18 protein-coding genes are annotated in these 14,392 nt (G+C 27.6%); 7 read left to right on the plus strand and 11 right to left on the minus strand.

Features of this window, described 5'->3' with window-relative positions; translation table 11 throughout:
- Positions 1-60 precede the first annotated feature (60 nt).
- Positions 61-1,137: a flagellar biosynthesis protein FlhB gene (gene flhB / locus L8U04_RS07955; RefSeq protein ID WP_133319972.1), complete on the plus strand. Its 1,077-nt coding sequence runs from the start codon at positions 61-63 to the stop codon at positions 1,135-1,137.
- Here flhB and L8U04_RS07960 read toward each other — a convergent pair.
- Positions 1,129-1,908, minus strand: a complete 780-nt coding sequence (locus tag L8U04_RS07960; protein WP_133319971.1) for a sulfite exporter TauE/SafE family protein — start codon at positions 1,906-1,908, stop codon at positions 1,129-1,131. The two genes, flhB and L8U04_RS07960, sit on opposite strands and share 9 nt — an antisense overlap.
- A gap of 111 nt (positions 1,909-2,019) precedes the next feature.
- On the opposite strand from L8U04_RS07960, the gene L8U04_RS07965 reads away from it, so the two are divergent.
- From L8U04_RS07965 to L8U04_RS07975, 3 genes are read left to right on the plus strand one after another with little or no spacing between them, the layout of a single operon-like run.
- Complete coding sequence (locus tag L8U04_RS07965; RefSeq protein ID WP_263709793.1) at positions 2,020-3,156, plus strand: N-acetyl sugar amidotransferase; 1,137 nt, start codon at positions 2,020-2,022, stop codon at positions 3,154-3,156.
- Complete coding sequence (gene hisH / locus L8U04_RS07970) at positions 3,153-3,764, plus strand: imidazole glycerol phosphate synthase subunit HisH (RefSeq protein WP_133319969.1); 612 nt, start codon at positions 3,153-3,155, stop codon at positions 3,762-3,764. Before L8U04_RS07965 ends, hisH begins: the two co-directional genes overlap by 4 nt.
- Before the next feature lies 1 nt (position 3,765).
- The gene (locus L8U04_RS07975; protein ID WP_263709794.1) at positions 3,766-4,503 is read left to right on the plus strand and encodes a HisA/HisF-related TIM barrel protein; all 738 of its coding nucleotides are present in this window, start codon (positions 3,766-3,768) and stop codon (positions 4,501-4,503) included.
- Here L8U04_RS07975 and pseH (L8U04_RS07980) read toward each other — a convergent pair.
- From pseH (L8U04_RS07980) to pseF, 9 genes are read right to left on the minus strand one after another with little or no spacing between them, the layout of a single operon-like run.
- Positions 4,471-4,935, minus strand: coding sequence for a UDP-4-amino-4,6-dideoxy-N-acetyl-beta-L-altrosamine N-acetyltransferase (gene pseH, locus L8U04_RS07980; protein ID WP_263659983.1), 465 nt, complete (start codon positions 4,933-4,935; stop codon positions 4,471-4,473). The genes L8U04_RS07975 and pseH (L8U04_RS07980) overlap by 33 nt on opposite strands.
- Positions 4,932-5,600, minus strand: coding sequence for a PIG-L deacetylase family protein (locus L8U04_RS07985; protein WP_258108357.1), 669 nt, complete (start codon positions 5,598-5,600; stop codon positions 4,932-4,934). The genes pseH (L8U04_RS07980) and L8U04_RS07985 overlap by 4 nt, the downstream gene beginning before the upstream one ends.
- The gene (locus L8U04_RS07990) at positions 5,590-6,276 is read right to left on the minus strand and encodes a methionyl-tRNA formyltransferase (RefSeq protein WP_258108356.1); all 687 of its coding nucleotides are present in this window, start codon (positions 6,274-6,276) and stop codon (positions 5,590-5,592) included. The genes L8U04_RS07985 and L8U04_RS07990 overlap by 11 nt, the downstream gene beginning before the upstream one ends.
- A gap of 31 nt (positions 6,277-6,307) precedes the next feature.
- On the minus strand, positions 6,308-6,775 hold the full coding sequence (gene pseH, locus L8U04_RS07995; RefSeq protein ID WP_263709795.1) for a UDP-4-amino-4,6-dideoxy-N-acetyl-beta-L-altrosamine N-acetyltransferase: 468 nt from the start codon (positions 6,773-6,775) through the stop codon (positions 6,308-6,310).
- Positions 6,772-7,596 carry a UDP-2,4-diacetamido-2,4,6-trideoxy-beta-L-altropyranose hydrolase gene (gene pseG / locus L8U04_RS08000; RefSeq protein WP_263659985.1) on the minus strand — a complete coding sequence of 275 codons (825 nt, stop codon included), beginning with the start codon at positions 7,594-7,596 and terminating at the stop codon, positions 6,772-6,774. Before pseG ends, pseH (L8U04_RS07995) begins: the two co-directional genes overlap by 4 nt.
- Positions 7,593-8,306, minus strand: a complete 714-nt coding sequence (locus L8U04_RS08005; protein ID WP_263659986.1) for a WbqC family protein — start codon at positions 8,304-8,306, stop codon at positions 7,593-7,595. Before L8U04_RS08005 ends, pseG begins: the two co-directional genes overlap by 4 nt.
- Positions 8,303-8,977, minus strand: coding sequence for a class I SAM-dependent methyltransferase (locus tag L8U04_RS08010; protein WP_258108337.1), 675 nt, complete (start codon positions 8,975-8,977; stop codon positions 8,303-8,305). Before L8U04_RS08010 ends, L8U04_RS08005 begins: the two co-directional genes overlap by 4 nt.
- 2 nt (positions 8,978-8,979) lie before the next feature.
- Positions 8,980-9,666, minus strand: coding sequence for a class I SAM-dependent methyltransferase (locus L8U04_RS08015; RefSeq protein ID WP_263659987.1), 687 nt, complete (start codon positions 9,664-9,666; stop codon positions 8,980-8,982).
- Positions 9,657-10,358 (minus strand): pseudaminic acid cytidylyltransferase, encoded by a 702-nt coding sequence (pseF, locus tag L8U04_RS08020; protein ID WP_263659988.1) that lies wholly within the window; start codon positions 10,356-10,358, stop codon positions 9,657-9,659. The genes L8U04_RS08015 and pseF overlap by 10 nt, the downstream gene beginning before the upstream one ends.
- Positions 10,359-10,420: 62 nt before the next feature.
- On the opposite strand from pseF, the gene L8U04_RS08025 reads away from it, so the two are divergent.
- From L8U04_RS08025 to L8U04_RS08035, 3 genes are all read left to right on the plus strand, one after another.
- Positions 10,421-11,632 carry a DUF2920 family protein gene (locus L8U04_RS08025; protein WP_263709796.1) on the plus strand — a complete coding sequence of 404 codons (1,212 nt, stop codon included), beginning with the start codon at positions 10,421-10,423 and terminating at the stop codon, positions 11,630-11,632.
- A gap of 90 nt (positions 11,633-11,722) precedes the next feature.
- A complete protein-coding gene (locus L8U04_RS08030; protein ID WP_263659989.1) occupies positions 11,723-12,934 on the plus strand; it encodes a DUF2920 family protein in 1,212 nt (403 codons plus the stop codon).
- A gap of 48 nt (positions 12,935-12,982) precedes the next feature.
- Positions 12,983-14,026 carry an acyl carrier protein gene (locus L8U04_RS08035; RefSeq protein WP_263659990.1) on the plus strand — a complete coding sequence of 348 codons (1,044 nt, stop codon included), beginning with the start codon at positions 12,983-12,985 and terminating at the stop codon, positions 14,024-14,026.
- 20 nt (positions 14,027-14,046) lie between these two features.
- On the opposite strand, the gene L8U04_RS08040 is transcribed toward L8U04_RS08035, so the two are convergent.
- A complete protein-coding gene (locus tag L8U04_RS08040) occupies positions 14,047-14,271 on the minus strand; it encodes an acyl carrier protein (RefSeq protein ID WP_087698989.1) in 225 nt (74 codons plus the stop codon).
- Positions 14,272-14,392: the final 121 nt, after the last annotated feature.

A 14,392-nucleotide genomic window follows, 5' to 3' on the forward strand; every position in this document is an offset into this window, starting at 1 on the left:
TATTAGCAGATACTTGATAAAATGCTATAATCTTGCTTTAAATTTTTTAAAGGTTTTTTTATGGCTGCTGATGATCAAGAGAAAACAGAAGAACCCACATCCAAGAAAATAGAAGATGCGCGACAAGAAGGAAATGTCCCAAAAAGCCAAGATGCATCTGCTGTGGCTGTACTTATTATAGCTGTGGTTGTGGTGTTGTTTATGATGCCTTTTATAGGTGAGAGAATTAGCGGTTTATATCGTTTTTATCAAAGTTTTATAGGCATTGAAATTGATTTAAAGATTTTACAAAAAATCATTATAAAAACTATGATAGAGATGTTTATTATGGTATTGCCTATTACTTTAGTAATTATGGTAGCGGGTGTGCTTGGAAATCTAATGCAGTTTGGTTTTATTTTTACTACTAAGCCCATTACTCCAAATTTTAATAAAATTAATCCTATTAACGGGCTTAAAAATCTTTTTTCTTTAAAAAAGATTATTGAGGCTTTGAAAATTATACTTAAAGTCGGTGTTGTATTTGGTATAGCTTTTGTTTTTTTATTGCAATTTATGAAAGAACTTCCTAGAGTAGAACTTTATACGATTTATCCACAACTTTTATGGCTTAGGGATAAAGCTATTATACTTGCAGCCATTGTTATCATAGCTTTTTTGATTATAGGGCTTTTAGATGTACTTTTGGTAAGGTATCAATACTTTAAAAATTTACGCATGAGTAAGCAAGAAGTTAAAGATGAATTTAAACAAAGCGAGGGAGATCCTTTGGTAAAAGGAAGAATTCGTCGTTTGCAAATGGAAGCAGCAAGGCGTAGAATGGTGCAAGATGTTGCTAGTGCTGATGTTGTGATTACTAACCCTACCCACTATGCGGTTGCTTTGCGTTATGATAGTTCCAAAGAAGCTGCACCAAAAGTTTTAGCTAAAGGAGTGGATTTTTTAGCTTTGCGTATTAAAGATATGGCATATGAATACAATGTTATGATTTATGAAAATCCTCCTTTAGCTAGAGAACTTTATAAAGCTTGCGAGGTAAATGATCTTATTCCACCAGAGCTTTTTAAAGCAGTGGCAGAGGTTTTAAGCTTTGTTTATACTTCCAATAGACAAAAATTTGCCGATAGATTAAAATAAATTTAGCTTTTTAATCAAGCTTATAATGGTCATAGTTATAGAAAGGGTGTAAATACCTAAAAGTGCTATGCGGTGGGATTTAAGATTGATTTTTTCCATGATTTTTATACCAAGATAAACTCCTAGCATAGAGCTAAATCCTACTAAGCTTCCATTTTGTAACACTTCTTTATCAATGATGTCATTATATACAAAAGAACTAATTCCTGAAATTGAAGCAAATATTACAAAAAATAAACTAAGTGGCACTACTTTTTTAGTATCATAGCCTAAAAAATAAGCTAAAATAGGGGTAATTAAAAGCCCACCACCAATTCCTAAAGATATAGCAAAAATTCCTGTAAATACGCCACAAATTAGCAAAATAGAATTTTTTAAGATATTAGAGTGGTTAATGTTTCCAATGGTGCTTTTTTGATTAAAAGCAAATTTTAAAAAGAATACAATACTCACGCATAGAAAAATACTTGTTAAGGTTATATCTGAAAAATACGAGAGTAAAAGCCCGCTAAACATCGCACCTAAAAAGCCTCCAAAGCCTATGATAAGTCCATCTTTTAAGATTAAATTTTTCTTTTTATAGTTTAAATAGGAGCCAAAAATAGAAGCAAAAATCATTTGTACAACAGAAATTGCAACAGCATGATGAGAGCTAAGTCCTAAAGTAAGCATGAAAGGAACGATAATCATACCACCACCTATGCCAAAAACCCCTGAAGCCATACCTGAAAAAATTCCTATAATCATATAAGGAAGTAAAGTTAAATCCATAATTTATAAACCTTTAAATAAAAAATATTGTAACAAAATAAAATTTATTTATCTTTAGAAAATATAATCATAGTCGATTTATGATGATTATAAAGATTTTTTGGAGTTAATATGAAATTTTGTAAAAAATGCGTTATGCCAGATACTAAGCCTGATTTGCATTTTAATGATGAGGGAATTTGTGATGCGTGTTGCTCGCAAGAAGCTAAAAATCATGAGATAAATTGGCAAGAGCGTGAAAAAGAATTTCTAGAACTCGTTAAAAAATATAAAAAACATCCTGTGTATGATTGTGTGATAGGAGTAAGTGGTGGTAAGGATTCTACCTTTCAAGTTTTAAAATGTCTTGAACTTGGACTTAATCCTTTGTGTGTTTGTTTTGAACCAAGTATCCCTACTAAAATAGGTAAAAAGAATTTAAAAAATTTAAATAATCTTGGTGTTGATTTAATCCATATCAAAAGAAATCCTTTGGTGTATAAAAAATTGGCCCGCGAAGCTTTTATAAGAACGGGTGATAATGAATGGCAAAACCATTTGGGGATTTTTACATGTGTTCCAAAAGTAGCTGTTGCTTTTGGTATTCCTTTGATTATTTGGGGAGAAAGTCCGCAGATTGAGTATGGTGGGCCAGCTAGTTCTAAAGAAAAAAACACTTTAGGTAGAGAGTGGCTTGAAGAATTTGGCGGACTTTTGGGTAATAGAATTTCTGATATGATTGGTGTTGATGGTATTAGAGAAAAGGATTTATATTTTTATACTTATCCAAGTGATGAAGAGCTTCAAAGAGTAGGAGTTACAGGGTTATTTTTGGGATATTATTTTAAATGGGATTATAAGTATAATTTAAAATTAGCCCAAGAAAATGGTTTTAAAACTAGTACAAAACCAGTTGAAACTACTTATGAGAATTTTGAAAATTTAGATTGTTATTCAAATCATGTGCATGATTATTTAAAATACTGCAAATATGGTTTTGGAAGAGCTACGGATAATGCGTGCTTGGATATAAGACTTGGCTATATTAGCCGTGAAGAGGGCATGAGACTTGTAAATAAATATGATGGAAAGCCACCTAAAAAGGCTATTAAGAAGTATTTGGAATTTAGTGGTTTTAGTGAAAAAGAATTTGAAAAAATTGTCGATTCTTATACTAATAAAAAGATATTTAAACGCGATGAAAATGGTAAATTCTTAAGAGATAGTGATGGATCATTGATAAAAAAAGATGAGTTTGTTTTGAAATGATTTGTATTGTTGATTATCATCTTGGAAATTTTAAATCTGTTTTGAAAGCTTTTGAAAAACTTAATCAAGAAGTGATTATAAGTTCTAAAAAAGAAGATATAAAAAATGCCTCTAAATTAGTTTTACCAGGCGTTGGATCTTTTAAACAAGGTATGGAAAATTTAAAAAAACTTGCACTAGATGAGCTTTTAAAAGAATGTGTTTTAAAAGATAAAAAGCCTATTTTGGGGATTTGTCTTGGTATGCAACTTTTTGCTAGTAAGGGATATGAGGGCGGAGAGTGCGAAGGGCTTGATTTTATAAAAGCAAAGGTTTTGAAATTTGATTTAAGTAAAGAAAAATTATTGCATAGTGGTTGGGATGATTTACAATTTAGTGATAAAAAAAGCAAGCTATTTGATGGAATTTTAGAAAAAAGTGATTTTTATTTTGTGCATTCTTATTATGTAGAGTGTTTAGAAAGTGTGGAAACTTCTTTTTGTGAGTATGAAAAACCTTTTTGTGCAAGTTTTGAAAAAGATAATATTTTTGCTGTGCAATTTCACCCTGAAAAAAGCCAAAATGTAGGTTTGAAACTTTTGGAAAATTTTGCAAATTTAAAGGCCTAGTATGCTTAAAACAAGAATTATACCTTGCGTGTTATTAAAAGATCATCAGCTTGTAAAAAGTATCAATTTTTCTTCTTTTAGAACTATAGGGCATGTAATAAGCACAGCTAGGATATATAATGCTAGAAATGTTGATGAGCTTATAGTTTTGGATATCAATAAAAATGGTGTTATAGATTTTGAAAGCTTAGAAGATATAGCTAATGAATGCTTTATGCCTTTAACCATTGGAGGTGGGATTAGAACTTTAGAAGATATTAGAAAAGTGTTAGATATAGGTGCTGATAAAATTAGTATTAATTCTATGGCTTTGCAAGATCTAGATTTTGTCAAAAAGGTGGCAAATACTTTTGGAAGCTCTTGTGTAGTATGCTCGGTTGATGTAAAAAAAGACAAAAATAAATTTAAAGTTTTTAATAATGAAATTTTAGATATTGATCCGCTAGAACTTGCATTACAATACGAATCTTTAGGAGCAGGGGAGATACTTTTAACAAGTGTTGATAAAGAAGGAAATTCTTTGGGGTATGATTGGGAATTACTAGAGTATTTCAAAGGTAAATTAAAAATTCCACTCATTATCAATGGAGGACTTTCTAAGCCTCAAGATGGGGTAAAAGCCATACAACTTGGTGCAAATGCATTAGCTGGTGCTTATATATTTCATTTTAGTCAATATACTCCAAGTGATGTTAAAAATGAGCTTTTAAAAAATGATATCCCCGTGAGGATTGTTTAAATTTACAAAATAAAAATTATTATCTTCTTTAATAACTTCAAAACCATGTTTTAAATATAAATTCAAAGCTTTTGTATTTTCTTTGAAAACACATGCGTTTAAAGTTTGAACTTTTAAAACATTGAAAGCATAGTTTTTAACTTCTTGCATTAAAAGCTCACCTACGCCTTTTTTTATACCATAAAGCCCAAATTCACAGGATAATTTTATGATATTATTAAAATATATTACTCCCAGTTTCTCGTTATTTTTTATCAACAAAAAATATTTTTTATTTTTGTTTTTGTTTAGTTCTTTTAAAAATATTAAGTGATTTTTATAATTTATATTTTTTGTTTTCATAAATTTAGAGATATTTGGAGAATTTCTTATATAAAAAATTTCCTTTTTTTCTTCTTTTGTAAGATTAGTAAAATTTTTATAAAAAATCACTTTATAACCTTTACACTTTTAAACACTTCAGCATATTGAAGACCAACTCTCATTCCTTGGTATTGTGCATTTATTTTTATTCCCTCTAAGCTTCTTGGATGGGGATAATTTCTTAGTTCTGATTGATAAAAAGACATAGCTTTTAGCTTCAAATCAAGCGTCTCACTAATATCAAAAAATACATCAGGTTGAAAGCTTAATGGATAGTTCCATTCTGTACTCGAAAGAATTTCAAAACTATAAATTTCTTTAACACTTTCTTCTTGTAGAGATCTTGTAGCAGTAATTGTTGCTTTGTATGTAATTTGATGGTCTATATTGAGATCTTTTTCATAATGTGTGAAAATTATATTTGGTTTAATTTCATTTTTAACTTCTTCTATACTCTTGACTATTTCTAATAATGGTATTTTATCAAAAGCATTATCAGGAAAAAACTTTCTAAAAACTTTTTTAATGCCTAAAAGATTATTTGCTTTAAATAACTCATCTTCTAAAATTTCTTGTTCATTTTCACTATTTATCTCTCTGCTTGTTTTACCTTCTCCAAGTATTAAAGTATAAGCTTCATATCCTTGTTGAATATATTTTGCTATAGTTCCAAAGCATCCTAAAACTTCATCATCTGGGTGAGCTGCTATAATTAAAATTTTGTTATTTTTCATAAAATATTACCTCTGCTTTTATTTTATTATTGTGTTTTTTTGCGTTTTGAAAAACCATTTTTATATTTTCAAATTCCAAAAAAGCTTTTGGATAATCAATGGCATCAAGCATGCGTATAAAATCATATATTTTTATCAAATTTGGATTTTCGAGTGTATTGATATTACTTTGTTCTTTTGTTCTTCTTTTGAAAATTACTACTTTCCCTTTTTGTATGCGAGGGTTGATTTTTGTATGTAAAATTCTTGGTATTAGTTTAAAGAATATGATTTTTGAGATTTTTTCATAAATTCGTTGTGCATTTGAAATTTTAAAACTAATATTGTGTTTTAGATATATTTCTCCACCATCTAATGTATCACAAGCTTTTAAAGCACAAATTTTGCTTTTATATACCCCTCTTATGATTAAATTTTGTAAAGGTGAACCTCCTCTTCCAAATGGTAAATTTCCAAGGTGGAAAATAATACATTGATAGTTATTGTAAATTTCTTGAGGTATATAGAAAGACCAATGCGGGAAGAATATGTAATCTGGATTTATTTTTGTTATTTTTTCTAAAGTAAGATCGTCTTTTTTTGTTATGAGGTAAAAAGTATATGTTTTATATAATTCTTTTAGTTTATAAAAATTATTAATATTGTGCTCTCTAAGAGTTGCTATGATTATATTCAAACTGCAACTCCATATATTTGATTAAATATATTTAAGTTGTTACCCCCCCCATGTATGCAAAAGACAAATTTACAAAATAAAAATTATTATCTTCTTTAATAACTTCAAAACCATGTTTTAAATATAAATTCAAAGCTTTTGTATTTTCTTTGAAAACACATGCGTTTAAAGTTTGAACTTTTAAAACATTGAAAGCATAGTTTTTAACTTCTTGCATTAAAAGCTCACCTACGCCTTTTTTTATGCCATAAAGCCCAAATTCACAAGAAAGTTTAGTAATATTGATAAAATCAATCACGCCTATGATATTTTCATCATCATATACTAAAAAATATTTTTTAGTTGCGTTTGTTTTTAAGCTAGATAAAAAGTTTAAATGCACTTCTAGGCTAATATTTTGCGTTTTCATAAATTTAGCAATGCTTTCATCGTTACGCCATTTTAAAACAAGTTTGATTTCTTCTTGAGTCAAATGGATAAAATCTTTTAAAATTATCATATAAAATTCTCCACTTCATAGCCTTTTTTAGCAAGCCATGTTGCAAGTTTTTCTTGATTTTTAGCATAAGCTATGGCTTTAAAATTTGCTTTTAAAATTAAAGCTTCATTTACCAATGAACTTGCACTAATGATGAGTTTTTTGCTTTCATTCATCAATCTTGCAAGATTAGATTGGTCAATGAGAATTTGTATATTAGGGTTTTTTTGGCTTAATTTTCGAAGTGAGTTTAGATGAGAATTTGCTTTTGTGGTAGCTATGATGATAGTTTTGTTTTTGTTAAGTTTGTTTGCTATATCAAAGGAAATATTTTTTGGATCACTTCCTCCTATACAGATAAAATAATCATAAATTTTTTCTCTTTTTATCTTGCTTTCTTGGTAAAATTCATCGCGTATTAGAGCATAGGAAAAGCCACATCTTAATTCACAATATTTTGGCACTAAATTCTCATAATCACTTTCTTTAGCATAAGCATTAACATTTAGTAAAATGTCACAAAAATGTTCTTTTATCTCATCATCAAAACTTAGAATTTTAACCCCTGTTTCTAGCTTGATGAGTTTTTCATCATCTGCAGTAATTTCATAATGATCAATAATCAAAAGATCAAATTTTTCTTTTTTGATGAGATTGATTAGCTCATATACACTAGCACTTGTTAGCTCATATACAGGATAAGGAATTTCATCTATCAAAGAACCTTCTAAAGCTAAACATGCAAAAGATACATCATGATATTGCTTAGCTAACAAAAGATCTCTTTTAATATGTCCGTGTCCTATGGTGCTAGAACTATCACTTCTAAAAAGAACTTTCATGTATTATGCTCGTTAATTTTGATACATTCTTGAAATTTTGCACAAGGCTCTTTTTCATTAAATAAAAAATCTAAAATTCCTAAATAAGCTATAAAATTTGCACCCAATTGAGTATAGGTTGGATGGATAAAATCAAAATATTCAATTTTTATATTTGCATTTTTAAAAATTTCTTTTGCTGTTTCTTTTTCAAGATAGTTTTTTGAACCTTCTGGGGAAAGGTAATGATCAGCTTTTAGTATTTGGCAAATTTCAAGTAGTAATTTTTCTTTTTTTTCATTTTTTAAATTTAAAGAAGAGCTTTGCAAAATGGGTGTTTTGATGCTCAAATGCTCGCAGTAAATTCTGATTAACTCCATGTTAAATTGTACTAAATGTGTATGTTTAAATAAGACTTTTTCTAAGATATTGTAGTATTTATTAAAATTAATACTTTTAGAGTAAGCATGATGAATAGTTTTTAAAAATTTAATTTTCCATTTATCATCTTTATCAAATAATATATCCTGAAGTAATGTTTTTTGTGACGCTTTTTGTAAATTTAATCCCAATAAAAAGGTTTTATCTTGTAGTTTAATTTTATTTCTATTTTGCCATGATCTGCGTTCAAATTGCACATTATCCAAAAAGACAAAAGTATCAACACTTTGTATCATATATATATAGCCAAGCCATGGATTAAAGGTTGGCTGCATGATAGCTATTTTCACTTAATTTTTCCATAAATTACAATATCGCTATCATTAACTAATCTTTCATCTTCTCCCATGATATTGGTATTTTCATAAGTAAGCACTTTAAAATCATATAAATTTAAATATTCTTTTAAAATTTCTACAAGTTCGTATTCTTGATATAGAGTATTAATACATCCAAGCTCTCCTGTAGTATTATCATTTGTGATTTTAAAACAATTATGAGCTATTTTTTCTCCATAACCATATCTATAATCTTTTATGCTTCTTGTTCTTAAAAAAAACAAAGCATTTTCTTTATACATAGAATTTTCTTTAGAAATTTTTAATAATTTTAAAAAATCTTCTTTCAATAGATAGTTAATCACATTGGGAATCATAAAAATATCTGCATTAATATTTGGATTTTTTAAAGGAAAATCTAAGATATTATCATGAAAAAACTGATAGTTTTTACATTGAATTATTTCTTTGAAGTTATAATTAGCATTGCTGATACTTTCTTTGCTTAAGTCAACTCCGATACACTCATAATCATAATTTGCAAATAAAGAGAGATTGTTGCCATTAGAACAGGCAAATTCTAAAACTTTTTGGTTGCTTTTTTGATGCAGTCCTTGTTTGAAAAAAAATTTAATCACGGCTAAATCTGGAAATTTTAAGCCTTTTAAATTTTTTAAATACATTTTTACTCCTTAGTGATTTTTCCATATATAATTATATCGCTATCTTTGATATAAACTTTATTTTTTATATTAATATTTTCACTTGTGATAACTTCAAAATCATATAAATTTAAATTTTCTTTTAAAATTTCCACAAGTTCATGTTCTTGGTATGCTGTGCAAAGACAATTTTTTTCGCCACTAAATTCATCATAGCTTAAAATAAAACTATCATTTTTTAATTTTTCTCCAAGCCCATAGCGATGATCTTTAATACTTCTTGCTCTTAAGAAAAAGTGAGCATACCCCCCCCCATTTGCTTGATAAAGATTATTTTGTTTTGCACTTTGTAGTAAATTTTTAAATTCATCTTTAGTAATGTAATTAATAACATTAGGTATTAAAAATACATCTGCATTTATATTTTGATGATTTTTAGCAAAATCAAGCATATTTTCATTAAAAAAACTTGCCTTTTTATAATGCATAATTTCTTTAAAATTATAAATAGCGTTTTCATGATTTTGTTTGCTAAGTTCTACACCGATACACGCATAATTATAATTTGCAAATAAAGAAAGATTATTGCCATTATGAGAAGCAAATTCTAAAACTTTTGCATTTTTTAAAGCATCAAGTTTGTTTTTAAAAAACCATCTTACAAGTTCCATATCAGGATATTTAAAACCTTTGATTTTATTTATAAACATTTGTTTCTTTCATGGAATTGATACAATATTTTAGCAAATTCTAAGTCTTCAAAAGTGTCAATATCGCAAATTTTATTTCTTGGAAGTAAAAAAGCTTTAGAATGAGATTTAAACATAAAATCTTCTTCTAGCCACGCTTCTTTTTTGCCAAAGTAAAATGCACCACCATCATGGTAAGCTTTAGTAAGATCTTGTGAGCGTTTATCGTAATTTGACTCATCAAACATATAAACTTTATTTTGATCATCAAGGTAAAAACCTCTTTGTATAGGATATTCAAACTCGCAAGCTGAAAATAAAAATTTACATTCTTCTTGACTAAATTGTTCAAAAGCTTCTTTTAAGATAAACTCATCTATAAGTGGAGCAGTTGCGTATAAGCAACACACATTTTCATAGATTTTACTTTGTTTTTCTAGAGTGATGATGGCATCTTGGATTACAGCGGTTGAACTTGCATAATCATCACTTAGTTCTTTTTTACGCACAAAAGGAGCCTTAGCACCATACTTTAAAGCCACTTCTATGATCTCATAATCATCACTTGAAATAATTACATCATCAAAAATACCCGAATTTAAAGCACTTTCTATGCTATAAGCAATCAATGGTTTTCCCAAAAAATCAATAATATTTTTTCTAGGAATACGCTTAGAACCACCGCGTGCAGGGATAATACAAAGATTTTTCATGATTTCTCTTTAAATTTATAAAAAAGTAAGTATAATTGAATTTTTATTTTAAAAGGCTTAACATGCTCATAAATCAAACTTATTTTATAGACTCTTGTGATGATGTAGAATTAAATATAAAAAGAGAAAGTAAATTAGAATATAGAATTACTTATGATGATAGTAAGCAAATGGAAGCTATCGTTTTTATCATAGGTGGATTTGGGGCAAATGCTAATATATCTTTTTTAGATTTTGATAGAGAATATCTTGCTAAAAAATTTAATATTATTGCTGTAAATGTTTTTTATCATTGCTTTAGTGCTAGGCCTTCTATAGATGAGAAATATAATCCGATTTTTATGCCAAATGAAAAAGATTGGGAAAGTTTTTGTGAAATAGCAAAAATTTGCGATATGGAAATTTATGACCATGAAAAAAGCAATTTTAAAAATTGTATAAGAAAACTTGATGAAAGATCTAAACAAATAAAACATGAAGGAAGACTGAAAAAAGATTTTTTGATAAATCTTTCTTGTGATTTTGTATTGCCAAATAACGAATATCAAAATTATGGAATTATGGCAGCTATTGATCATATTAATGCTTTAAAAGATATAATGAAAAATTATCCTCAATTTAAATCTTTACCTAAAATTTACGGGGGGGGGTCATACGGAGGTTATTTAGCACTAATGTGTGCTAAAATAGCTCCTTGGTATGTAGATGGAGTGATAGATAATTCAGGAGTGACATTGCCTCATTTGCCTCATTTGTTAGGTAGAGAAAGTGAGTGTGGTGAATTTGCTATTAGAGGTGATAATTATATTTTATTATGTTTTGTAAAAAAATACTGGACTAGAGATGAAAGCTCTCCGTATTTTTTAAGTGATGATAATTATATGATAAGGGTTCTTTTAAACTCAAAGCATCTAAGTTTGCAAAATGAAAAAAATCAAAATACAATATTTATCAGTTATCATAGCGCAAAAGATGAGGGAGCTCCAGTGGAACATAAGAGTAATTTTTATGAATTTTGCAAACAACTTGGATTTGATACAACTTTGCATATTGTTAAAGATGAGAATGATGTAGATGGTAGATATATAAAGAGCTTAGAGCATGGTTTGAGAATGACAGATAGGGCTTTATTTAAAAAAGAATTACCTATATTGCTTGAAAAACTAAAAAATAAAACATTTAATATGAGAGAAAATAGCATATCTTATCCTTGCAAAGATAAGATATTTACTTTTAAAGATTTTAAAGATCGATTTGAGCTTAAAATTATGTAATCTTAAGTATATTTAATTGTAGAAATATTCTTTTATTAATAATATTATTGTTTTAGGTATAATATAAAAAATGTAAATATAAGGCTTAACATGCTCATAAATCAAACTTATTTTATAGACTCTTGTGATGATGTAGAATTAAATATAAAAAGAGAAAGTAAATTAGAATATAGAATTACTTATGATGATAGTAAGCAAATGAAAGCTATTGTTTTTATCATAGGTGGATATGGAGCTAATGCTCATATGACTTTTGTTGATTTCAATAGGAAGTTTTTGGCTCAAAAATATAATGTTGTAGCTGTAAGTGTTTTGTATCATTGTTTTTGTCAAAGAAGATCAGATATAGAAAAATATAGTGCAGCTACTGCATTTATAGAAGAAGATTTACCTAGTTTAAAACTTGTATTAGAACAATTTAATATCAATACCAATGCTTTAAATATTTATACTGCTTGGGAATACTATGAGCTTTTAAATAGAACTATAGGTGAATTAAAAGATAAGAAGATGTTAATTCAGCCTTATAGGGCACATTTTAATGCTACTTTTATTCCTCCAAATAACGAATATCAAAATTATGGAATTATGGCAGCTATTGATCATATCAATGCTTTAAAAGATATAATGAAAAATTATCCTCAATTTAAATCTTTACCTAAAATTTACGGGGGGGGGTCATACGGAGGTTATTTAGCACTAATGTGTGCTAAAATAGCTCCTTGGTATGTAGATGGAGTGATAGATAATTCAGGTGGAGCTTTGCCTCCATTTACATATTTTTTAGGGAAAGAATTTGATAAAGAAGATAGTGTATTTTACGATCCAAATACTATTGTACATTGTCAAGTAAAAACTCATTGGACACGCAAAAACCCAAACTCACCTTATTATTTTGCTGATGAAAATTATTTAATAAGAGCTTTACTTAATAAAGATCATTTGATCTTACAAGCTCAAAAGAATAAAAATATTATTTATACAAGTTATCATAGTGCTAAAGATGTTTTGGTGTCTTTTGAGCATAAAAGTCAATTATTGCAAATTTATCAATTTTTAGGCTATCAAGTTAATTTTAATATAATTGATGAAAAAAATATAGACGGTAAATATATAAAAGATTCAGCGCATGGAGGTGGAATTTCTGATAAGACATTATTTAATAAAGAATTACCTATTATGCTTGAAAAATTAAAAGATAAAAAAATAACCATAAAAAGAAATAGTATATCTTATCCTTGTAAAAATAAAGTTTTTACCTTTAAAGATAAGGGTAATAAATTTATATTGGAAATTATGTGATTTTGATATAATTACTAGATATAGATTTTTAAATATGAAAAGGAAAAAATGACAGCGTATATTAGTATAGGAACAACCAATAGTGGTAACCAAGAAAGACAAGGCTTTTTAATGCAAAATGAAAATAAACTTTTGCAACAAGGTTATATCTATCCAAAATCTCTTAGAATGGCAAATAGACATTGGGTTTTAGTCGATATAGTTTTAGAGCTTATAAAAAAAGATAAATTAAGTCAAAATCCATTGGACGATTTAGAAGATGTGCGTTTGATTAAGGCTGTTGAGAATTTCAAAATAGAAGCCACAATACATAAAGATAAGAAATTTATATTTTCTGCAGAAGGGATAGTTTGGGATTTTTCTACTAAAAGACATATAGAAATTCTTAAAAGTGTTTTAAATGCTTTAGGATTTGATGAAATTTATGAAATTATTTACTTTAGAGATACTCTTGGATATTTAAATTCTCATTGTTCTCAAGATATTAAAAATAATATGGGGTTTTATAGTGCTGATTTTAAGCCTGATGAGCATCCTAGAAAATATATATTTGATTATAAGTGGATTTGCGAGAGCCATATAGAAGTATTTGGTGAAAAAAGTTTAATAGTGAGACTTTTGAAGGAAGAATATGTTGGCGGAACATTACTTAAAGATTTTGTATATCATTTAGGTTTAGAATGGGATGATGAATTTTCATTAAAGCAAAATAAAAATGAAAGTTTTAATCTTTTAGGTATGGAGCTTCAAGGAAGACTTATAAAAAAAGATTTGCATGGGCAAAACATAAATTCTTTACTTTATACGGCTAGAAAAATTTTTGAAGGTGCTAATGAGGATAGGTTGAAATTTAGAGTGCAAAAAGAAATAGCAAAAGCTTATGTTGATTATTATGCTCCTTCACTTGAGTGGGTTAGAGCTAAGTATTTTTCACACAGAAAAAGCTTATTTGAGCCGATTAATTGGGATGAGTATGAAGAAAATCCAACCTTAACCCAAACCAAAGAAAGTGATTGGGATAAAATAGCTGATTTTATAGCAGAAATTATTGTGTCTAAAAATAAAATTATCCAGTCTTTAAAAAGTAATTAACGCAATGTTTTAACATTGCGTTAATTATATGCTTTTTCTAGCATATTTTTGATACTTTGAAAATCTTCAAAATTTTCAGGACTTATAAATTCAGCATTGAGACTTTTTCCATAGTGTTTTTCAATTTCAGCTACTAAAGCCATAATATCAATACTATCTATAATGTCTTCACTTACTAAATTTTGCATTGTTTCATCAATATCGGTTCTCTCTATGTTCATAAAAAACTTTTTAATATTTTGCATATTTATCCTTTTTTTGTTTAAAATAATAATGATTATTATATCTTATTAATATTGAATTTTATAAGAATTTGATAATATATTATCTTTATTAATTTGAGAAAGTTTTAAATGATTGCAAGTG

The organism is Campylobacter sp. IFREMER_LSEM_CL908 (assembly GCF_025771545.1).
GTDB lineage: Bacteria > Campylobacterota > Campylobacteria > Campylobacterales > Campylobacteraceae > Campylobacter_D > Campylobacter_D lari_D.